Annotated in this window: 14 protein-coding genes; 7 read left to right on the plus strand and 7 right to left on the minus strand. The window is 53.2% G+C overall.

From position 1 onward, the window contains the following. Window positions 1–93 precede the first annotated feature (93 nt). A complete protein-coding gene (locus GOB58_RS02935; protein WP_173559308.1) occupies window positions 94–441 on the plus strand; it encodes a hypothetical protein in 348 nt (115 codons plus the stop codon). A 160-nt stretch (window positions 442–601) separates the two neighbouring features. On the opposite strand, the gene fusA is transcribed toward GOB58_RS02935, so the two are convergent. The 4 genes from fusA to GOB58_RS02955 form a co-directional block, all read right to left on the minus strand. After that, window positions 602–2,689, minus strand: coding sequence for an elongation factor G (gene fusA / locus GOB58_RS02940; protein WP_086554989.1), 2,088 nt, complete (start codon window positions 2,687–2,689; stop codon window positions 602–604). Between the two features lie 223 nt (window positions 2,690–2,912). Continuing rightward, window positions 2,913–3,218 carry a 50S ribosomal protein L28 gene (gene rpmB / locus GOB58_RS02945; protein ID WP_086554988.1) on the minus strand — a complete coding sequence of 102 codons (306 nt, stop codon included), beginning with the start codon at window positions 3,216–3,218 and terminating at the stop codon, window positions 2,913–2,915. A 112-nt stretch (window positions 3,219–3,330) separates the two neighbouring features. After that, on the minus strand, window positions 3,331–3,615 hold the full coding sequence (locus GOB58_RS02950; RefSeq protein WP_173559309.1) for a hypothetical protein: 285 nt from the start codon (window positions 3,613–3,615) through the stop codon (window positions 3,331–3,333). Window positions 3,616–3,820: 205 nt separating this feature from the next. Further along, on the minus strand, window positions 3,821–5,638 hold the full coding sequence (locus tag GOB58_RS02955; protein ID WP_173559310.1) for an ABCB family ABC transporter ATP-binding protein/permease: 1,818 nt from the start codon (window positions 5,636–5,638) through the stop codon (window positions 3,821–3,823). A 114-nt stretch (window positions 5,639–5,752) separates the two neighbouring features. Between GOB58_RS02955 and GOB58_RS02960 the strand changes: the two genes are divergently transcribed. Then, window positions 5,753–6,610, plus strand: a complete 858-nt coding sequence (locus GOB58_RS02960; protein WP_173559311.1) for an NUDIX hydrolase — start codon at window positions 5,753–5,755, stop codon at window positions 6,608–6,610. Between the two features lie 64 nt (window positions 6,611–6,674). Here the strand turns inward: GOB58_RS02960 and GOB58_RS02965 are convergent, their stop codons facing one another. From GOB58_RS02965 to GOB58_RS02975, 3 genes are read right to left on the minus strand one after another with little or no spacing between them, the layout of a single operon-like run. Then, entirely contained in the window at window positions 6,675–9,581 is a 2,907-nt protein-coding gene (locus GOB58_RS02965) for a [protein-PII] uridylyltransferase (RefSeq protein ID WP_086554984.1), read from the minus strand. Between the two features lie 46 nt (window positions 9,582–9,627). After that, a complete protein-coding gene (mutS, locus tag GOB58_RS02970) occupies window positions 9,628–12,282 on the minus strand; it encodes a DNA mismatch repair protein MutS (RefSeq protein WP_173559312.1) in 2,655 nt (884 codons plus the stop codon). A gap of 41 nt (window positions 12,283–12,323) precedes the next feature. Continuing rightward, window positions 12,324–14,210, minus strand: coding sequence for a tetratricopeptide repeat protein (locus GOB58_RS02975; protein WP_173559313.1), 1,887 nt, complete (start codon window positions 14,208–14,210; stop codon window positions 12,324–12,326). 93 nt (window positions 14,211–14,303) lie between these two features. Between GOB58_RS02975 and GOB58_RS02980 the strand changes: the two genes are divergently transcribed. The 5 genes from GOB58_RS02980 to GOB58_RS03000 all read left to right on the plus strand — a co-directional run bounded on the left by GOB58_RS02980 (window position 14,304) and on the right by GOB58_RS03000 (window position 21,183). Continuing rightward, entirely contained in the window at window positions 14,304–15,818 is a 1,515-nt protein-coding gene (locus GOB58_RS02980) for a carboxypeptidase M32 (protein WP_173559314.1), read from the plus strand. 66 nt (window positions 15,819–15,884) lie between these two features. Then, entirely contained in the window at window positions 15,885–17,036 is a 1,152-nt protein-coding gene (locus tag GOB58_RS02985; RefSeq protein WP_173559315.1) for an L-dopachrome tautomerase-related protein, read from the plus strand. A gap of 95 nt (window positions 17,037–17,131) precedes the next feature. Beyond that, window positions 17,132–18,529, plus strand: a complete 1,398-nt coding sequence (gene thrC / locus GOB58_RS02990) for a threonine synthase (RefSeq protein WP_173559316.1) — start codon at window positions 17,132–17,134, stop codon at window positions 18,527–18,529. Window positions 18,530–18,580: 51 nt separating this feature from the next. Next, a complete protein-coding gene (locus tag GOB58_RS02995) occupies window positions 18,581–19,846 on the plus strand; it encodes a M16 family metallopeptidase (RefSeq protein ID WP_173559317.1) in 1,266 nt (421 codons plus the stop codon). Beyond that, entirely contained in the window at window positions 19,843–21,183 is a 1,341-nt protein-coding gene (locus tag GOB58_RS03000; RefSeq protein ID WP_173559318.1) for a TldD/PmbA family protein, read from the plus strand. The genes GOB58_RS02995 and GOB58_RS03000 overlap by 4 nt, the downstream gene beginning before the upstream one ends. Window positions 21,184–21,201 lie beyond the last annotated feature (18 nt).

The raw sequence follows: 21,201 nt of genomic DNA on the forward strand, positions 1-21,201 counted from the left end.
GCAGCCCGGCAACAAATATTCACACCAGGCCTGCACGAAGAAAATACGCTTCTCAAAACGGAAATTATTAACAACCTTGCCGCAGCAGTCGGTTTGAAATTTGCACTATCATCAGGTAACAGAGCTTTTCACCCTGAACTGAACAATAGTTCTCTGTGCAATGAGGCTATGGCGTATTCTTCATCCTTTTCACAGGCCAGCTCTTTTAATAGTGACACAGCAAAACAATCAGTAAATGCTTCTGAGAAGTCAGCACATCCTGATATCCCTCAGCAAACTCCGGCTTCCACAACAAATAATTACCCAAAATTATTGCCAGCTAAAGCAAAAAAATCAAACAAACACTCAGTGCTTTCTGATCGTGCAGCAGAAATCAGAGCTATATGGGCAGAAAAATTAAAGCAGCCGCAGGAAGAAGACGAAAATATAAAACTTCCCTGACAAGTATCATATTATGTGATCAGGGCGGTTTTACTTTCTGGCAATACCCGCAGGGCAGCAGCAAAATATCAGCTCCTGTATGTTTATTAATCCATCAGAACATGAAAAAAGCCGCCCCTTTTCAAGGGCGGCTCTTAACACAATAAGTTCTAATAAAAACTTATTTAGAAGCAGACATAATCTCTTCAGCCACGTTACGTGGAACCGGATCATAATGATGGAACTGCATGGTGAAGGATGCACGACCCTTCGTCATAGAACGCAGATGAGAAATGTAACCAAACATTTCTTTCAGCGGCACATGAGCGCGAACCATAACGGTTGAACCTGAAGTTTCCTGGCTCTGGATCATACCACGACGACGGTTAAGGTCACCCACCACGTCACCAACATGGTCGTTAGGTGTTGTCACCTCTACGTCCATAATTGGCTCCAGAATAACCGGGCTGGCTTTTTTCATACCTTCGCGGAAACATGCTTTCGCAGCGATTTCGAAGGCAAGAGCTGACGAGTCAACGTCATGGTATTTACCGTCGAGCAGCGTGAACTGGAAGTCAACGGTCGGGAAGCCTGCAAGCACACCAGTTGAAGACTGAACGCGGATACCTTTTTCAACTGCCGGGATATATTCTTTAGGAATAGAACCACCGACAACTTTGTTTTCGAACAGGATACCTGCGTTACGCTCAAGAGGAGCGAACTCAATTTTCACTTCAGCGAACTGACCTGAACCACCAGACTGTTTCTTGTGGGTATAGATCTCTGTGTGAGGCTGAGAAATCGTTTCACGATAAGCAACCTGAGGTGCACCAACGTTCGCATCAACGCCATATTCACGACGCAGACGGTCAATGATGATGTCCAGATGCAGCTCACCCATACCTGACAGAATGGTCTGACCTGTTTCCTGATCGGTTTTCAGCTGCAGAGAAGGATCTTCACCAGCCAGCTTCTGCAGGGCCAGTGTCATTTTCTCAACGGCGTCTTTTGTGCGTGGCTCAACAGAGATGTCGATAACCGGAATCGGGAAAGTCATACGTTCCAGAATGACCGGATCAGATCCGTCTGCCAGCGTGTCACCGGTCTGTGTGTCTTTCAGACCAACGAAAGCTGCGATATCACCAGCATGAACTTCGCTCAGCTCAACGCGCTTATCAGCATGCATCTGATAGATACGACCGATACGCTCTTTGTGGCCTTTGGTTGTGTTCATAATGGTGTCGCCTGTTTTCAGAACACCACGGTAAACACGAACGAAGGTCAGCGTGCCGTATTTGTCGTTAATAATTTTGAAGGCCAGACCAGCAAATTTACCATCGGGGTCAACCGGGATAACAGGCTGAGAGTTTTCGCTTTCTTCTTCACCTTCTGGTGGAGCAACGCGAATACCTTCAACATCGTCAGGAGCTGGCAGGTAATCAAGAATACCATCGAGCAGGGGCTGAACGCCTTTGTTCTTAAACGCAGTACCACACAGAACCGGACGGAACTCACCGGAGATGGTACCTTTTTTAATGCAGCGTTTCAGTGTTTCGACAGAGACTTCACCCTTTTCGAAATACTCTTCCATAGCAGCATTATCAACAGCCAGAGCTGTATCAAGCAGAGCCTGACGCGCTTCTTCAGCTTTCTCTTTCAGATCAGCCGGAATTTCTTCGTCATGGAACTTCGCACCCAGCTCACCGCCTTCCCAGACGATCGCTTTCATCTCGACCAGGTCGACAACACCAAGGAACTGGTCTTCTGCACCGATTGGCAGCTGCAGAGGAATAGCAACGATGTCGAGCTTTTCTTTCAGCGTGTCAAATGCACGGTAGAAGTCAGCACCGGTACGATCGAGCTTGTTGATGAAGATGATACGGGGAACGTTGTAACGATCAGCCAGACGCCAGTTCGTTTCTGACTGAGGCTGAACACCGGCAACACCCTCGATGATGAACACAGCACCGTCGAGAACACGCAAAGAACGGTTCACTTCGATGTTGAAGTCAATATGTCCGGGTGTGTCGATGATGTTGATGCGGTGATCGTTCCAGTCACAGGTCACAGCAGCAGAAGTAATCGTGATACCGCGTTCACGTTCCTGAGCCATATAGTCTGTGGTGGTATTACCTTCGTGCACTTCACCGATTTTGTGTGAAACGCCGGTGTAATACAGAATACGCTCTGTAGTGGTTGTCTTGCCCGCGTCAATATGCGCGGTGATCCCGATATTACGGATCTTTGAAAGTTCAGATTTGGCGGACACGAAAACCTCCGGAAAACAGATCAGGCGCGAAAGGAATCTCCCGCGCCTGTGGCCGCCGAACACCGTGCTGTCACCAGAAAAATCTTAGTACAACCCGGCTGCCGGAAACCGGCCAGTCACTTAATATAAAGGCATCTGGCACCTTGCCAGACACCTGAAATACAAACTTCACTCTGCGTTACAAAACAAAGCTGAAGCCATGAAAAAGGCAGATACCCCTGAATCAGGCGCCGGCAGCTGCCTGCTTTTTAGCCTGCGCGCGGAGAACACGACGCTTAACAACCAGAGCTTCCTGAGGAAGTTTACGGTCAGGTGTGCTGATCAGGAATGCATCGAGACCGCCATTGTGCTCGATGGTACGCAGACCACGTGTAGAAACACGCATGTGCACTGATGCATTCAGTGTTTCTGACATCAGAGCAGCTTCCTGCAGGTTAGGCAGAAAGCGACGACGTGATTTGTTGTTAGCGTGGCTGACGTTATTTCCGCTCAGCACGCCTTTGCCGGTAATCTGGCAGCGACGGGACATTGTCTCATCCTTGTCTAAAAAAGCAACGGAGCCGAGACATATGCCCGGCGACCACATTCAGGTATTTGGCGCGGCTTATCACCCACTCACGGCGCCACGTCAAGAGCCGAGGTCAGGCTTTCTCGTTTTTTGCGCTGTTTTCTGCTGATGCAGAGGCATGAACGTCCCCTGCCCGGACACTGCCGGCGGCTGATTCAAGAATTTTGAGAATAGTTTCTTTATCCATAGTCCGGGCCAGCAGACCCAGAGAGCCACCAAGAAGTGCTGAGGCAATAGCCAGCGGAGGATGATTTTCCTTAAGCAGGTGCTCTACCGCACTTTCAATAACCATTGCGCAGCGTGCCAGCTCGTCGGGCACCTCATGACCTGGTTCAGCACCTGAAGTATTTTGATCCATAAAAACTTTTAACCTCTCTCAACATCCCCGCGGCGGATGATTTACCCCCGGCGATTCGTCAACACGAGCTGCAACCCATACAGAGTTGTAAGATCTGTGGCTTGCACGATAGAGGCACATAGCAATAATGCACAAGCTCCTGGTGCGGCTCTATCACCACAATTTCATCAAAAACTGACAGGTATTGCAAATTATGCCACGACACTCAGTCCGCGGCGCTGTTCTCCGCTCCCTGAGCCGCCCACATTGAGGCATATCGGCCATCAGAGCCAAGCAGAACCTCATGTGTTCCACGCTCTATAATACGACCCTTTTCCATCACCAGTATTTCGTCTGCATCTATAATGGTTGAAAGCCTGTGAGCGATAACAAGAGTGGTACGCTGTGCCGAGACAACACGCAAAGCAGACTGAATTTCCTGCTCAGTGTGGGTATCAAGCGCGCTTGTTGCTTCATCCAGCACCAGCACCCGCGGGTCTTTGAGAATAGTTCGCGCAATCGCCACACGCTGCTTCTCGCCGCCTGAAAGTTTAAGCCCGCGCTCCCCTACCTGCGTTTCATAGCCAGCAGGCAAAGACATAATAAAATCATGAATCTGCGCCAGTCTTGCCGCCTGCTCTATATCCTCCTGAGCAGCTCCAAGCCGCCCATAGGCGATGTTGTAGCCAATTGTATCGTTAAACAGCACCGTATCCTGCGGCACGACACCAACAGCTGCACGCAGATCAGCCTGACGGCAGTCCCGCACATCATGGCCATCAACCAGCACAGCACCTGATGACACATCATAAAAACGAAATAGTAACCGGCTGATTGTAGACTTACCTGCACCGGTCGAACCCACAATCGCCAGCTTTTTGCCAGGAGCCGCAAAAAAGCTGACATCATGTAAAATCTGCCGCTCATCACTATAACCGAAACTCACATTGCGAAACTCAACAGAGGCCGCCTGGTGGCCCTGCAATGTCAGTGTCATTTCTGCCGGTTTCCCGGGGTCTTTAACTTCAGGTGTTTCATCGGTCAGACCAAGCATATGCTCAAGATCAACAAGAGCTGTGCGAATAGCCGAGTACATTGACCCCAGAAAATTGAGTGGCCCATAAAGCTGCAGCAGATACGTGTTGATCATTACAAACTGACCAACGGTTATGTGACCGGTTTCAACATCCCGGCCAGCCAGCAGCATAATAGCGGTCAAAGCCACGGCAATAATGGCAGCCTGCCCAAAATTCAGAGCGCCAAGAGAATATTGCGTTCTGAGAGCTGCCTTTTCATAACGCGCCTGAGCCGCATCATAACGTTTTGCTTCATGCTCTTCGTTACCGAAATACTTCACTGTCTCATAATTTAGCAGACTATCAAGAGCACGGCTGGTTGCCTCTGTATTGCTCTCGTTCATGCTGCGACGAATACTCAGCCGCCATGATGTAAACTTCATTGTAAAGAGAATATAGGCCGCGATCATCAGCGCGATCAGAACAACATATTTCCAGTCAAAAACACGCCATATAACCGCAGCAACAAGGAAGGCCTGCAAAATTGTAGGCGACAATGACATTCCCATCCGCAGCAAAGTCTCTACCGCTTCTGTGCCGCGCTCAATCGAACGTGTTACCCCCCCTGTTCTTCGGTCAAGGTGAAAACGCAGAGATAACTGGTGCATATGCTCAAAACTACGCAACGCAGCCTGGCGAGCCACCCTGAAGCGAACAGGAGAAAATAACGAATCACGCAAATTCGTCAGGGCTGCTGACACCAGCCTGACCAGCCCGTAACCCAGGATAATAGCGGCAGGCACGATAGCCATACTGACAGGGTGCGAAAGCCGGTCAACAACATGGCTATACACCAGCGGCACAGCCAGAGTTGCCAGTTCACCCCCCACCATTACGAGCAGAACAAGCAGGATCCGCCACTTCAGCCCCATATTTCCACGAGGCCAGAGATAGGGCAAAAGACGCGATATCGTCACAGAAGCCGGTTTTTGGGGTGCACCGGAAACACGCCTTTGACGAGGAGACATTCTTCTGATGTGCCACGCCTTTAACATTTTGCAAGCCTAATATGTTGCTTGCCACCCTCTGAGAGGTGCGGGATAACAGCCTTTCTCGCGGAGCCGAACACGACAGGATTAAATATGTCAGCTGACAATGCCCCCTTCCTTCGTCATCTCAGGCAGTGCAACACTGCTGTTGTGCCAGGAGAGCGCTCTCCTTTCACACTAGGTATGCACCATGCCGGCTGGATTGATCCCGTCATCGCCGGCAGGCTGGAGCAGGAAGGCCTTGGCTCACAAGACAGCGGCTTTACCCTTACTGACCCTGCGGCTCTCGAAGCACTGGGCGAAAAACTCGCCAAAGAAGGGTTTTATCGTTCACACCATGAACTGTTTGATGTGTTTACTGCACCAGGGCTTGCACCGGTAGCCCGGATAGACCGTGGTGCGCTGCCTTTATTTGGCCTGCTTGCATCTGGCGTGCATATGAATGGCCTGGTTAAAAAATCTGATGGTCTTTATCTGTGGACAGGCCGCAGAGCGAGCAATAAACGTCTCGACCCGGGCAAACTCGACCATCTTGTTGCCGGCGGTGTACCGGCAGGTCACGCCCCCTTTGCTGCCCTGATTAAAGAGGCGGCTGAAGAAGCTGATATTCAGGAACAGCTGGCCGTACAGGCAAAGGAAGTCAGCCGTATCGTCTATTCTCTCGACCGTCCCGAGGGCCTGCGCCGCGACATTCTTTATTGCTACGACCTTCTGCTACCTGAAAGTTTCGTTCCTGTCGCAGCAGATGGTGAAGTTGAATCATTTCACCTTTACCCGATAGAAGAGGTTTTTGCGCTGGTACGTGACACAGATGACTTTAAATTTAATGTAAACTTGGTGCTGATTGACCTGTTTTTACGCTACGGGCTTATCGACCCGGCCTCTGATACCGGTCGTATTTTACGCGATGGCCTGGCTGAAGGCCTGTCACCTGCCAGTCCCGGAAAATAACAAAATAAAAAAGGCGGCAGGAACAGACTTCCTGCCGCCTTTTCTTTATTTCTCAAAGAATTTCTCAGGCTGAGATTTTTGAATCCACTACAGCATGAGCTTCTTCTTCAGCTTCTTTCATGCACACCAGCAGCCGCTCACGAATTTCTGCCAGGCGGGTTTTATCGGTAATTTTCAGACCAAACAGATCCTTGACATAGAATACGTCAACTGCACGCACGCCATATGTCGTAATATGTGCCGATGCAATCTGAAGGCTTTCTTTGCTCATTGCCTCTGTGACATCGTGCAGAAGCCCCGGACGGTCACGGCCGTTAATTTCAATAACCGTATGTGTATTTGATGCACCATTATCAATCACGACACGCCGCGGCACATGAATGGCGCGCATACGCATAGGCATATGACCAAAACCAGCCTGCGCGATTTCGGCACCAACATCCATATGCCCGCTCAGAGCCTGCTCAATCAGACTGGCAAGCCGTGTCAGACGTGGAGTTTCCTCATAAACGCCGCCAACCATATCCTGAACCCAGAAGGTATCAAGCGCCATGCCATGTGTCATGGTGTGAATACGCGCATCAACGATAGATGCACCCGCCAGCGCTAAGGCTCCTGCAATTTTAGAGAAAAGGCCAGGCACATCGCGGCTGTAGACAATAATTTCTGTCACGCCACGGTCAGCCAGAGGTACGGTCTCTACGGTCAGAGGGGCATGGCGCGCATCAGCTTCACAAATCAGACGTGCATGGCGCTTATGCGTTTCGTGATCGAACGAAAGCCAGTATCCTGCATAGCCAAGACCGAGAAAATGATCGATGTCCTGCTGAGACATCTCATGCTCTGTCAGAGTTTCAGCAATCATATCTTTAGCATGGCGCACACGCACATCGCGCTCAGTGGTGGCAAGCCCACCTGCCAGAACCTCAGCCACACGCACATAAAGCTCACGCAGCAGGGTGGCTTTCCAGGCATTCCAGACACGCGGGCTGACCGCTCGTATATCGACAATAGTCAGCAAAAGGAGAAGACGCAGCCGCTCGGGAGACTGAACAACATCAGCGACATCAAGAATGGTCTTCGGATCATCAATATCGCGCTGAAACGCAGTATGGCTCAGTAACAGATGGTGCAGAACCAGCCATGACACTGTTTCCGTTTCTTCTGCAGAGAACCCAAGCCGCGGACAAAGCTCCAAAGCTATTTCAGCACCCAGCTCTGAGTGGTCCCCGCCCCGTCCTTTAGCGATGTCATGCAAAAGCACAGCCATATACAACGAACGCGGTGAGTGCAGGTCTTTTACCAGTTCGTATGCCACTGGTATTTCGTCAGCCATACGCCCTGCAACGACTTCATCGAGGATACGTACCGCCTCAATAGTATGCTCATCAACTGTAAAGACATGGTACGTGTCAAACTGCATCTGCCCGACAACACGGCTCCAGTCAGGTATAAGACGCCCGAAAATGCCGGTCTCGTTAAGAATATGCAGCCAGTGCGCATGCCCCGGCACCGCATCCCGCTCCTTCACACTATCGGGAACTGATACAGCGTCACGACGACGGCGTGGCGGCGGAGGCGCAACCTCACCACACAGAAGATCAAGGAAAATACGTGCTGCTTCAGGATTATCCCTGAGCGTTGTTGCCCTGCTCTCCCAGCGGATCAGCTCGTGTCGCGCCATAGGGTGTAACGGCTTGCGCCTTATACGCGCCCAGTCAAGCAGCCGTAACATTCTGATCGGCTCACGCTCAAACGAGGTGCCGCTCTCGGGCAAAATCTGCCCGTCAACCAGAGTAAAGCCGGCATCCCGCATTTCAGCATCTGGCTTGGGGGCGGTTGCAACTGCGCCCTGCGCCTGCCGTAAGACAGCAGGCTCGAGCACATGCGTCAGACGCATAACCTCACGGGCTGTCAGAAAATAATGCCGCATAAAGCGCTCAACACCATTCTGACGGCCATGACGTGTATAACCGATACGCGCACCAATAACCGGCTGCATATCAAATGTCAGGCGATCTTCAGCACGACCCGCGACATAATGAAGGTGCAGCCTGACCGTCCATAAAAAATCCCATGAACGGCGGGCACGGGCAACTTCCTGCTCAGTCAGCAGGCCCATCCATATAAAATCAGGAGCAAGCAGATCTGTCACATGACGGGTGCCAAATGTGTTGCGACACATCCAGTATAACGTCTGCAAATCACGCAGACCGCCGCGCCCTTCTTTTATATTTGGCTCAACCAGATAAGGGCTGTCACCAAAACGACGATGCCGCTCAAGGCGCTCGCGGCGTTTGTCAGTGATAAATCCGGCAGCGCCAGCCTCAACACAGGCCACAATATAGCGGGCCTCAAACATAGCAAACAGCGCTTTATTACCGGCCAGCAACCGCGCATCAAGCAGGGCGGTGCGCACGGTCGTATCTTTACGGGCCTCTTCTATACATTCCTCAATAGAGCGGGTGGCATGCCCGACCTTAACCCCAAGGTCCCACAGAAAGTATAAAACATACTCAACAAGGCGATGCGTGGCCGCAACGTCTTCCGCCTCGGTAAGAAAAAGCAGATCCACATCACTGAAAGGCGCGAGCAGGCCACGTCCGTACCCTCCGGTTGCTGCGACAGCAAACCTGCGGGTTTCTGTACCACCATTACCTTCAGCAGTGGCACGCAAAGCCAGATCGACAGTGCCCTGCACAATCACATCAGTAAAAGCTGATATCTCTTTTGCAGCCAGAGTGCCTTTCAGCTCATGCTGCTCAAAACGCCGGCGTACATCCGCCTGATAACGCCCAAGGTAACGCCTGAAAATGGCAACAGCCTGGTCTCTGTCAGGCACACTTACCCCTTCAGGAATGATGTCCTTCAGCTCTCGTGTCAGGCAGACAGCAAGATCCTGCGGTGTAATAGAAGTCTGTTTTACAGGCTCATACTGCACAGCGGCAGTGTTTACGGTGGCGTTAGACATATGCTCCTGCTTGCAATCCGTCGGCTTGGGGTTCTGCTTAATTAATTCATAACATCGATTCTGGCTCAGAGCTTTCTAACTCTTTACGCAGCTCATAAAGAATATCCAGGGCTGAGCGGGGCGTCAGAGTATCGAGGTCCAGCTCGAGCAAACGTGCTTTTAGCGCATTTTCATCCTGTTGCGGTAATATCTTCTGCGCTTCAAACAAAGGAAGGGGTTTTACTCCGACAGAGTGTTGCGCTTCAAGTTCGTTCAGAAGCCTGCGGGCTCTCTCAACAACCTGAGGTGGCACGCCAGCCAGCATCGCCACATGTACACCCCAGCTTTTTTTTGCTGATCCTGCAAGGACTTCATGTAAAAAAACAATACGCCCCTGCCACTCTCTCACTGCCATGGTATGCAGGGAGAGACGAGGCAAAACTTCTGCCAGACCTGATAATTCATGAAAGTGAGTTGCAAAAATAGCACGACAGCGTATCGTTGAATGCAGAGCTTCAAGCACTGCCCAGGCGATGGAAAGACCATCCAGGGTTGCTGTTCCTCTGCCAATTTCATCAACCACGACCAGAGAGTTCGGCCCGGCCTGATTAAGAATCGCAGCCGTTTCAGTCATTTCAACCATAAAGGTCGAACGACCACGCGCGAGATCATCTGAGGCACCAACACGCGAGAAAAGCTGATCAACAATGCCGATATGCGCTTTTTCAGCAGCAACGGGGAAGCCCCCCTGAGCAAGAATAACCGCGAAAGCTGTCTGCCGGAGGAAGGTTGATTTACCAGCCATATTCGGACCGGTAAGCAGCATAACACTGCGCCCGGGAGAAAGATCACAGTCATTCGGTGTGAAACGCCCGTCTGATGGCAATGCGGCCTCTACCACAGGATGACGACACCCCCGCACATCGAAGGCCTGATCCTGCGTGACCTCGGGGCGACACCAGCTTCCACCCGCGGCAAGGCCTGCGCACGACTGAAACACGTCAAGCACAGCAAGAGCCTGAGCCAGAGGTGGCAGATCACTCTCTGCCAACGCAGCCTCTGCCAACTGACGAAATAAAACCCGCTCACGCGCGGCAGCATGATCTGCTGCCTCAGAAATTTTCGTATCAAGCTCAGAGAGTTCTTCTGTGCAAAAGCGCGAACTGGTGGCCGTGCCCTGCCTGAACAGGAGATCTTCACGATCTTTCAAACGCTTACCAGCCGCCGCAGGCACCTCAATGACGTAACCAAGCTGCGCATGATGTTTAATTTTAAGCGTTGTAACACCAAAGCGATCGGCATAGGCATTCTGCAGGCTGGCAATAACCCGGCGTGAGTTATCACGCAGCGCACGGGAGTCATCGAGCTGCGCATCATAACCCGGTGCAATCACCCCGCCATCCTCAAGACGGGCTGGCAGCTCTTCAGCCAGCGCACGAACAAGCTCCTGTTCAAGTGCCGCAGCTTTACCAAGCTGACCGACAGCCCTGATCAGAGCTGATGGCAAATCATTTTTATTATCAAAGGCAGAAGCAGCAACCCGTGCGGCAGCCAGACCATCTCTGACCGCAGACAGATCACGTGGCTGGCCACGCCCCAGAGAGAGACGCCCCAGAGCACGGGCAATGTCAGGCGCTCTTTTTAAAGCTTCACGCAGTACATTACGGGCAGCCGGGGCCTCTTTCAGCCAGCACCAGCCATCCTGACGATCCGTGATGCGGGCAACATCTGTCAGCGGAGAAGCCAGCCATTCGGCTAAAAGGCGGGCTCCCGCAGCTGTCACAGTTCTGTTCACAGCCGAGAACAGCGTATGCTCCACACCGCCATCACGGGCACGCAAAATATCGAGACTTGAACGTGTTGCCGGGTCAATCCCCATGGTGCTGCCGTCCGCCTGTGGCATGGGACGGGCGAGTCGCGGGAGCTGTCCTGCCTGACTGCGCCTGACAAACTCAACAGCAAGAGCGGCCGCGACCGCTTCTTCATCCGCAAAGGTACCAAAAGCATCAAGGCTTGCTACCCCAAAGTCTGCCGCAAGGCGTTTTCGCGATGACTCTGCTGGTGAGGAAGGCATTTCAGGTGCACGGCGGCTATCAAAATCACCCAGCTCAAGCTGTGCCGGTGCCAGAATTTCAGCCGGATCAAGGCGGGCGAGTAACCCGGGCAAAGCGGCTGCATTGATGCTGGCTGTTTCGAAAATACCAGTTGAAACGTCAATCCAGGCAGCCCCCAGAGGAGCCTGAGACTGTGCTGCGACCTCAGCATTTTTATCAGCTCTTCCGCGCCGGGGAGCTACACCCTCTGCCAGGGCCAGCAGCAGGTTAGAGCGACCGGGCTCAAGCAGCTCATCTTCCGTCAGGGTACCAGGTGTAACCACGCGCACCACAGCACGGGCCAGCGGACCTTTACCTGCGCCCTTGCCTTTACGCGGCGCTTCTGTCTGCTCAGCTACTGCGACACGAAAGCCACGACGGATAAGACGCGCAAGGTAAGCCGATGCCGCAGCAACCGGAACACCACACATCGGTATCGGCTCACCCGCGTGCGAGCCACGCGCTGTCAGCGCAATATCAAGTGCCGCTGCCGCTCCTTTGGCATCATCAAAAAAGAGCTCATAAAAATCACCCATACGAAAAAACAGCAGTGCCTCAGGGTTTTCAGCCTTTAGCGTGAACCACTGGAGCATGGCGGGCGTTGCACCCTCAGAAGAATAACGTGTCATGCCCGGCATCATAAGAAAGTCGCAAAAGAGAGCAACACTCTTTAAGCCCGTTTTTCTACAAACTGCGACAGAGCCCTTACCACCTGTGCAACAGGCTCTGCCCATGGCTGCATCCCCTCACCCGGTGCAGGCTGTGTCATAACCCTCACGGAGGGATACCACCGGCTTACAACCTCACCAGATGAACTGCGCATGCATGAGCCCTCCGCCCATCGCCAGTCCCCTCCGAAACGATTTAAAAGCCAGGTCGGTTTGCCCATCAGGCCGGCCAGATGTGCAATAGCCGTATCCGCTGTCACAACCCCCTCAAGCGTAGCAATCAGAGCAGCTGTCTGCAGCATATCTCCTCCCGGCAACGGCCTCAGTGGGAATGTCGGAGAGCTTATACTGTCACCCTGCAAAGACTGGTAACAAACCCCTGCGACCTCTCCGAATGGTGCAAGACATACCGGGTTGAGAGAGCGACGTCTGTCAAACCGATAGGCAGGGTTACCTGCCCAGCACAGCCCGATAGTCACATTTGCCGGATCGGTTTGTACGCCCCCCTCCCTAACGGAAGGGACAGAAAATGAAAGCTGGCAGGACACAGGTTCATCCTGCCCCAGTACATAAGGCAGACTTAACAGCGAACAGGCTGCAACGGCACCACACTTTGCACCACAACTCTCAGCGTTAAGAAACGTCATACGCTGCCGTTGCGTAAAACAGGCTGCGTTAAAAAAACTATACAGGCTTTGTGGCACGCTTAGTATAACTGGCGCGCGCTCAGCTGCTGCATCAATATAGCGCATAAACTGAAGCGTATCTCCAAGCCCCTGCTCGGCATAAAGCAGAACGGGCTGAGCCTGTTGCTGCCCATGCCACTCCGGCAGCCCCTGATGCCCTCCGGACGGCGCAATCAGTTTACGATTTTCGAAAAGTGCCCATCCTTCATGAAAGCGGCCATCAGCCAGCAACAGGGTGCTCAGGTTAAACCGCGCTCTGACGCGATCAGCATCAGGAGCTGCCTGATTACCTGCTACGGCACGAAACAAACTTTCTGCTTTATCTGCCTCACCACTATCTGCCAGGGCTGTGCCCAGATTAACGACAAGCCGTGCGTCATCAGGCTCCAGAGCAAGCGCGTAATGAAGCTCAGACACGGCCTGAGGCAAGTCACCCAGTGCCATATGCACCAGCCCCAGATTACTCCGTGTTCTCGATGCATCAGGTTTCAGCCTGGCAGAATCGGATAACAGCTGACGCGCCTCGTCAAACCTGCTGGTTTCAAACAGCGCCACACCATAATTTGACAAAGCTGCTGCATTATCAGGCAGAGCTTTTGCAACCGCTGAAAAATAGGGGCGCGCCTCATCTATCCGCCCGGCTTTCTCAAGCAAAAGGGCATGCTGATTTTGTGAAAAAATATCATCAGGTGTCAGCAAAACTGCTTTTTCTGAAACCGCAACAGCCTCAACGACCTTACCCTGCCGGGCAAGAAAGGCAGCAAGGCCTGAGTGATACTCAGCCTCAAGCGGGCGCAAGCGCAGAGCATTGCGCAAAGCCTGCTCAGCATGATCTGTACGATTCTGCGCTTCCAGCACCTCAGCCATCGCCAGGTGCGCCCTGGGGTCGCGGGGGCACTCCGCTACCGCCACATTAACCGCAGCCCGTGCCTCCTCATAATGACCGAGAGCCAGCAAGGCCAGCCCCAGAGTTATATGAAAATGCGCTTCAGGCCTGAGCTGTATGGCCTGCCCCGCAAGCCCCGCAGCTGCCTTAGCATCACCACCGGCACGGACAACACAGGCCATAGCGTGCCAGGCATCAGCATCAGCAGGGTTTGTATCCAGCACGTTACGGAGCATATCCGCGGCACGCTCTGCATCTCCCTGAGCAAGCCAGCTCAGTGCCATCCCGACCGGACCGGCCTCAGAAGAGTGTGACATAGTGCGTATTCTCCCTCTGCCACGCTCTGGCAGCTATGAGATATGTGACAACAAAACTTTTCGATTACCCCGTTCGTGCGGTATGCTGCCCGTATGACCACGACCTATCAAGCTCTTGAGCGCCACTTTGCCCGTCTTTCCTCTCTCAGAGATGCTTCAGGCATTCTGTCATGGGATAAAGAAGTCATCATGCCACATGGTGCTGCCGAACGACGCGGCGATGTGCTGGCCACCCTGGCCGGCCTTGAGCATGAGATGACTGTATCAGCGAAAACGGCTGATCTGCTTGATGCCGCAGAGGCGCTGCCTGCTGAACGCCTGACACCCTGGCAACGCACAAACCTGGCTCTGATGCGTCGCAGTTATCAGCAGGCCACTGCTCTGCCCGGTGATCTGGTTGAAGCTCTGACGCAGGCAACAACCCGTAGTGAAATGGCCTGGCGCGAAGCAAGAGAAAACAGCGATTATGCAGGCTACCTGCCTCATTTGCAGGAGGTTCTTACCCTCACGCAGCAGACCGCCCGCGCCAGAGCGGATGCTCTGGGCCTCTCCCCCTATGATGCGCTGCTTGATACTTTCGACCCCGGCACCCGTCAGAGCGATATTGACCCGATTTTTACGCAGCTTCAGGCGCAGTTACCTGAACTGATTGGTTCCGTGCTTGATCGTCAGGCAGCGCTGCCACCTGCCCTCCCTCTGCAGGGCCCGTTCCCCACCAGCAGGCAGGAGGCTCTGGGCCGCAGCCTGATGCAGCAGCTTGGCTTTAATGCCGCACGCGGCCGCCTTGATGTCAGTCTTCATCCCTTCTGTGGTGGTGCGACATATGATGTCAGAATAACCACGCGCTACGACGAGTCTGACTTTATTCCCGCCATGATGGGTATTATCCATGAAACCGGGCACGCGCTCTACGATCAGGGGCTGCCTGCTGAGTGGATCTCTCAGCCGGTTGGTCAGGCTGGCGGCATGACACTACATGAGAGCCAGTCTCTGATAATGGAAATGCAGATCTGCCGTTCACGGCCTTTTGCCGACTGGCTGGCACCTGTTGTACAAAAAGGCATGAACGCGCCGGACACTAAAGCCTGGCAGGCCGACAACCTGCACCGCCACCTGACACAGGTGAGCCCGGGCTTTATTCGTGTGGATGCTGATGAGGTGACCTACCCCGCACATATTCTACTGCGCTATAAACTTGAAAAAGCGCTGATCTCAGGTGACCTCGCGCTCAAAGATCTGCCGGCTGCATTTAATGACGGCATCCATTCTCTGCTGGGACTGAAGGTGCCCGATGACCGCCGGGGATGCCTGCAGGATATTCACTGGCCAGAGGGGCTGTTTGGTTACTTCCCCTGCTATGCCCTGGGAGCTATGGCCGCAGCGCAGCTGCGTGCTGCTGCCTGCACACAAAACCCTGATATTTTACCCTCTGTTGCACGTGGTGACTTTACACCACTGCTGACATGGCTGCGTACAAACGTGCATAGTAAAGCATCGAGTGCTCCCCTTCAGGATATTCTGAAAAATGCCACCGGCGCTCCATTGCAGGCTGACGCATTTCTGACTCATATCCGCCGACGCTACCTTGATCAGGCAGCTGATGCCTGACATCAGATAGAAATAATTGCTGCACCCACTTCATTCCTGCCCTGTCACCTCACGAGCCGTGTCCTCATGTCTGTAGATTTTTCACGTCGCCTTTTCACTCTCCTTTGTGGCACATGCCTTACACTGGCTGTTTTTACCCCCCAGGCTCAGGCTGCCCACATGCCAAAGGAGCCTGAGCTCCAGGCTTCAGCCCTGACCCCGGCTCTGCAGTCAGACAAACAGGTATGGGATGCTGTCGTTGTACTGCCTGATGAAAGACTGGTGCTTGAAGCTCCTGTATGGGTTGGCAACACAGCCCCTCAGCTTTCTGTGACTGCGCCTGACGGCTCACTCTCGCCTTACCCGTCCGCAAGCTGGAATACGGCAGAAGGCGATGCTGAGAGCAGAATTATCTCAGCCGCTGGCATGACCCTTCTGGCAGACGGCACATTATGGGTGCTCGACAGCGGTGTGCCTGACCACAAAGCCCCCGCAGTTGCGGCACCGAAACTGCTGCAGATTGATACAAAAACAAACACGGTTGTACGCACCATAACAGTAGAAAGCTCTGCCCTGCGCAAAGAGAGCATTCTTTCAGGCATCGCTGTTCATGGTATGATGGCCTATGTCCCGGACTCAGGCAGCGCGGCCCTTATTGTCGTTGATCTGAAAACCGGGCACTCCCGCCGTTTTCTTGACCAGCATCCTGCCCTGGCTGCGCACCGCCCTATACTGACGCCCAAAGGGTCAGTACGGGCTGCAAATGGCCATCTGCTTGCCATTGATGCCAGTATGATTGCTGTCAGCCCTGACGGACAATGGATCTATGTGCAACCTCCCTGTGGTTATCTCTCACGTATTGGCACAAGTATTTTCACAGATCCTTCTGTCACTCCCGCAGCTATGGAGGAAAGTGTCTCTCAGTGGTTTAAAACCCCGACACTTGGCGGCATGACCATAGCACCCGACGGCACCATGTACTGGTCTGACGTAACGACAGGCAGTATTCTGAGCTATAGTGGCGGCGTCATTCCTGTTCCCCACCGTCTCATCACAGACCCGAGACTGCAATGGCCAGCCACACCGGGGCTTGATAAAACGGGCCATCTTTACGTGCCGGCAGCGCAGCTCAACCGCACAGCGGCCTTCACGAATGGCAAGCCAACAATTAAATGGCCGGTCACGGTTTATAAACTGACACTGCCCACCTCAGCCCCACCTGCTGCCAGCGGAAACTAAACGACCCCCTCATCTGTTTTTTTGCCTCTGTGCTGTGATAACAGATCAGCATAAGAGCTCTTCGCGCCACCTCTTAATCAGAGTATCATCCTGCCATGCGCTATATTTCGACCCGGGGCGAAGCACCCGTTCTCTCCTTCTCTGACGTTCTGCTGACCGGCCTTGCTGAAGATGGCGGACTGTATCTGCCTCAGACCTGGCCGTCTCTTTCACCGGAGGAGTGGCACGCTCTGCGCGGGCTGCCTTACCCTGAACTGGCAGCGCGCATTCTCTCTCTGTTCACCGGGGATGATATTGACGAAGCGACGCTGCGGCAGCTGTGTGCAAAAGCGTATGCAGGTTTTGACCACCCGGCTGTTGTGCCGGTTGTACAGCTTGAAAACGGCCTGTTTGTACAGGAGCTGTTTCATGGTCCAACCCTGGCCTTTAAAGATATGGCCATGCAAATTCTGGGACATTTGTTTGAGCATGTCCTCAGCGAGCGTGACAGTCATGTGACCATTGTTGGCGCAACATCAGGCGACACAGGTTCGGCCGCTATTGAGGCCTGCCGTGGCCGCAAAAGACTGTCGGTCATCATTCTGCACCCCAAAGGCCGTACGTCAGAAGTACAGCGCCGGCAGATGACCACAGTGCATGAAGCCAATGTGACCAACCTGGCTGTTGAAGGCACTTTCGATGACTGTCAGGACCTGGTGAAAGCCTGCTTTGCGGACTTAACCTTCCGCAAAGACATGCACCTCTCAGCTGTTAACTCTATCAACTGGGCCCGTATTGCAGCGCAAATTCCTTATTATGTTTATGCTGCCCTGAATTTTGGAGCACCAGGCCAGGATGTTTCCTTCGCCGTGCCAACAGGTAACTTTGGCAATATTCTTGCTGCGTGGGCTGCTCGCAAAATGGGTCTGCCGGTTAGCAGGCTCTGCGTGGGGTCAAACCGCAATGACATTCTGACCCGCTTCCTGAATAAAAATGACATGACAATGAAGGACGTTGTTCCCAGCCTGTCACCGTCAATGGATATTCAGGTCTCATCAAACTTTGAACGGCTTCTGTTTGAGCTGCTGGACCGCGATGCCGCCGCCTGCGCACGCATCATGACGTCTTTCCGCAGTTCAGGACACATGGATGTACCAGAGCAGACATGGGAAAAAGCCAGAACACTCTTCTCCGGCCTTGCACTTGATGATGCTCAGACCGAAGCTGAGATCAGACATCTGCACCAGAATTCTCACTACATGGCTGATCCGCATAGTGCGATCGGCATTGCCGCCGGCCGCAAATTTCGGGATAAAAACAGCCCGATGATTGCCGTTGCAACAGCACATCCGGCGAAATTCCCCGATGCTATGGTAGCTGCCACGGGTATACACCCGGCTCTGCCTGAACATCTGGCAGACCTGTTCTCCCGTAAAGAATATTATGAAACCATTCCTGCTACAGCTGATGCCGTGAAAAATGCTGTGCGTACCGCTGTTGCTAACACACACTAATTTCTTTTTTTTCAGGCCGGTTCTGCCGGCCATTGTGTTTTCAGGACAAGAATGACCGACCCTATCAATATTACTCGTCTCCCCTCAGGTCTGACTATCGTAACAGAGCGAATGGAACGTGTAGAAACCATCTCTTTTGGTGCTTATGTCTCAACTGGCACACGTGATGAAACCGCTGAAGAAAACGGTGTTTCGCACTTTCTTGAACATATGGCCTTTAAAGGCACAACCCGTCGCTCTGCCCTGCAGATTGCCGAAGAAATTGAAAATGTCGGCGGTCACATAAACGCCTATACTGCGCGTGAACAGACTGCTTTTTATGTCAAACTTCTCAAAGATAATCTCGACCTCGGCGTTGATATTATCGGCGATATTCTGACCCACTCGACCTTTGACCCCACTGAGATCGAACGCGAACGCGGCGTAATTTTGCAGGAGATTGGTCAGGCTAACGATACCCCCGATGATATCGTATTTGACCATTTTCAGTCCAGTGCGTTTCCCGATCAGCCTATGGGGCGCCCGACACTGGGCACAGAACAACTCATTCAGAATATGAGTCGTGAAACGCTCATGCGCTATATGAGCACTCATTATACCAGCCAGAATATGGTGGTTGCAGCAGCAGGCAACCTCCATCATGACGATGTTGTTGAGCGCGTAACGCATTATTTTGCTGACCTGCCCTCAACACCACCGGCCTCACCGGTTCCGGCTCTCTATCGCGGCACAGAATTTCGCCTCGAAAAACAGCTCGACCAGGCACATGTTGTTCTGGGCTTTCCATCCGTCAGTTTTAATGATCCTGACTATTACGCTATTCTGCTGCTTTCTATGCTGCTGGGCGGTGGTATGTCTTCACGCCTTTTTCAGGAAATTCGTGAAAAACGCGGGCTGGTTTACTCTGTTTACTCCTTCAATGCGCCATTTGCTGACAGTGGTCTGTTTGGCATTTATGCCGGCACAGGAGAGAGCCAGTGCGCAGAGCTGGTGCCCGTAATGATTGAAGAACTGCATAAAGTACAAAAACTGGTCAGCGCGGAAGAACTCTCACGCGCCAAAGCCCAGCTTAAAGCCTCGTTACTGATGTCGCTTGAAAGCACCGGCAGCCGCTGTGAACAGATTGCCCGCCAGCTTCAGCTCTTTAACCGCATTGTACCGGTTGCTGAAACCACGGCCCGGGTTGAAGCTGTGACTGAAGCAGATATCTGCCGTGTTGCCACGCGTCTCTTTACACAGGCACCAACACTGGCAACTCTGGGGCCTATCTCGCACGTTCCCTCATTGCACAGCATTACGGAGGCCCTGGCCACATGAGTGCAAATACGCTTGATACCCTCTCCGACCTGGTCCGCCGGGCTATAGCAAAAGGAGCAGACGCTGCTGATGCTGTGTTTGCCTCAGGCACAGCCGTTGCGACAGGTGTACGTAACGGCGTAACAGAAGAGCTCGAACGCTCAGAAACAACTGACCTTGGGCTGCGGGTTTTTGTTGGTAATAAAGCCGCTATTGTCTCAGCCACCACTCTTGAACCTGCGCGCTTTGACAGCCTGGCAGAACAGGCACTGGCCATGGCGCGGGTTCTGCCAGAGGATCACTTTGCGGGGCTGGCTGAAAACAGCCTCAGGGGTGTTTATAACACCAATACTCTTGACCTCGCTGACACAGCAGAGCCTGACACAAAAACCCTGCTTGAACGTGCGAGAGAAGGTGAAGAGGCTGCTCTGGCAATTAAGGGTGTAACAAACAGTGCCGGCAGCCAGGCGTCCTGGGGGCGCTCGCAAATTGCACTTGTTACCTCACGCGACTTTGCCGGCACTTATACCCGCACGAGCCACGGCACTTCTGTTTGCGTGCTGGCTGGTCAGGGCGAGGATATGCAGCGCGACTATGACTATCACGGCACCGCACATCTGACTGATCTTGAGAGCGCCGCTGCACTGGGCAAAAAAGCCGGAGAAAATGCCGTAGCAAGGCTGAACCCTGTGCGCCCGCGCACCGGGCATTATCCGGTTGTTTTTCACCCGCGGGTTGCCAGCAGCTTTCTGGGACATTTTATCGGAGCCGTGAATGGCTCCTCCATTGCACGCGGCACCTCTTTCCTGAAAGAAAAAATGGGCCAGCAAATCTTTGCTGATAATGTGACCATCACTGACGACCCCACCCGCCCGCGCGGGCTGCGCTCACGCCCCTTTGACGGCGAAGGGCTGAATACCGGGCTGCTGACACTGATCGAAAATGGTGTTCTGAAAAGCTGGGTGCTTGATTCACGCAGTGCCCGCCAGCTTGGCCTGAGCAGCAACGGGCGCGCGGCACGCGGCACATCAGGACCACCCTCACCCTCTGCGACGAACCTGGCTTTTGGCCCGGGGGAGGTCTCCCCTGCTGCACTGATTGCTGATATTAAAGAAGGTCTCTACATCACTGAAATGATGGGCTCTTCTGTTAATGCACTGACAGGGGACTACAGTCGCGGAGCGTCAGGCTTTATGATCCGTGACGGGCAGATTGCCGAAGCCGCTGCAGGCTTCACTCTGGCAGGTAATCTGACGGATATTTTCGCCTCTCTTGTTCTTGCGGACGATCTGGTATTCCGTTTTGGTACCAACGCCCCCACATTAAGAACCGATGCTCTGAATATCGCAGGAGCCTGATTTGTGGAGACACGTGAT

The sequence above is a fragment of the Acetobacter thailandicus genome (assembly GCF_011516655.1).
In the GTDB taxonomy this organism is placed as follows: domain Bacteria; phylum Pseudomonadota; class Alphaproteobacteria; order Acetobacterales; family Acetobacteraceae; genus Acetobacter; species Acetobacter thailandicus.

Excerpts from the sequence above, each read along its gene's own strand:
- rpmB (WP_086554988.1), bottom strand. The coding sequence starts at position 3,218 with ATGTCCCGTCGCTGCCAGATTACCGGCAAAGGCGTGCTGAGCGGAAAT.
- GOB58_RS02950 (WP_173559309.1), bottom strand. The coding sequence starts at position 3,615 with ATGGATCAAAATACTTCAGGTGCTGAACCAGGTCATGAGGTGCCCGAC.
- GOB58_RS02955 (WP_173559310.1), bottom strand. The coding sequence starts at position 5,638 with ATGTCTCCTCGTCAAAGGCGTGTTTCCGGTGCACCCCAAAAACCGGCT.
- GOB58_RS02960 (WP_173559311.1), top strand. The coding sequence starts at position 5,753 with ATGTCAGCTGACAATGCCCCCTTCCTTCGTCATCTCAGGCAGTGCAAC.
- GOB58_RS02965 (WP_086554984.1), bottom strand. The coding sequence starts at position 9,581 with ATGTCTAACGCCACCGTAAACACTGCCGCTGTGCAGTATGAGCCTGTA.
- mutS (WP_173559312.1), bottom strand. The coding sequence starts at position 12,282 with ATGACACGTTATTCTTCTGAGGGTGCAACGCCCGCCATGCTCCAGTGG.
- GOB58_RS02975 (WP_173559313.1), bottom strand. The coding sequence starts at position 14,210 with ATGTCACACTCTTCTGAGGCCGGTCCGGTCGGGATGGCACTGAGCTGG.
- GOB58_RS02980 (WP_173559314.1), top strand. The coding sequence starts at position 14,304 with ATGACCACGACCTATCAAGCTCTTGAGCGCCACTTTGCCCGTCTTTCC.
- GOB58_RS02985 (WP_173559315.1), top strand. The coding sequence starts at position 15,885 with ATGTCTGTAGATTTTTCACGTCGCCTTTTCACTCTCCTTTGTGGCACA.
- thrC (WP_173559316.1), top strand. The coding sequence starts at position 17,132 with ATGCGCTATATTTCGACCCGGGGCGAAGCACCCGTTCTCTCCTTCTCT.
- GOB58_RS02995 (WP_173559317.1), top strand. The coding sequence starts at position 18,581 with ATGACCGACCCTATCAATATTACTCGTCTCCCCTCAGGTCTGACTATC.
- GOB58_RS03000 (WP_173559318.1), top strand. The coding sequence starts at position 19,843 with ATGAGTGCAAATACGCTTGATACCCTCTCCGACCTGGTCCGCCGGGCT.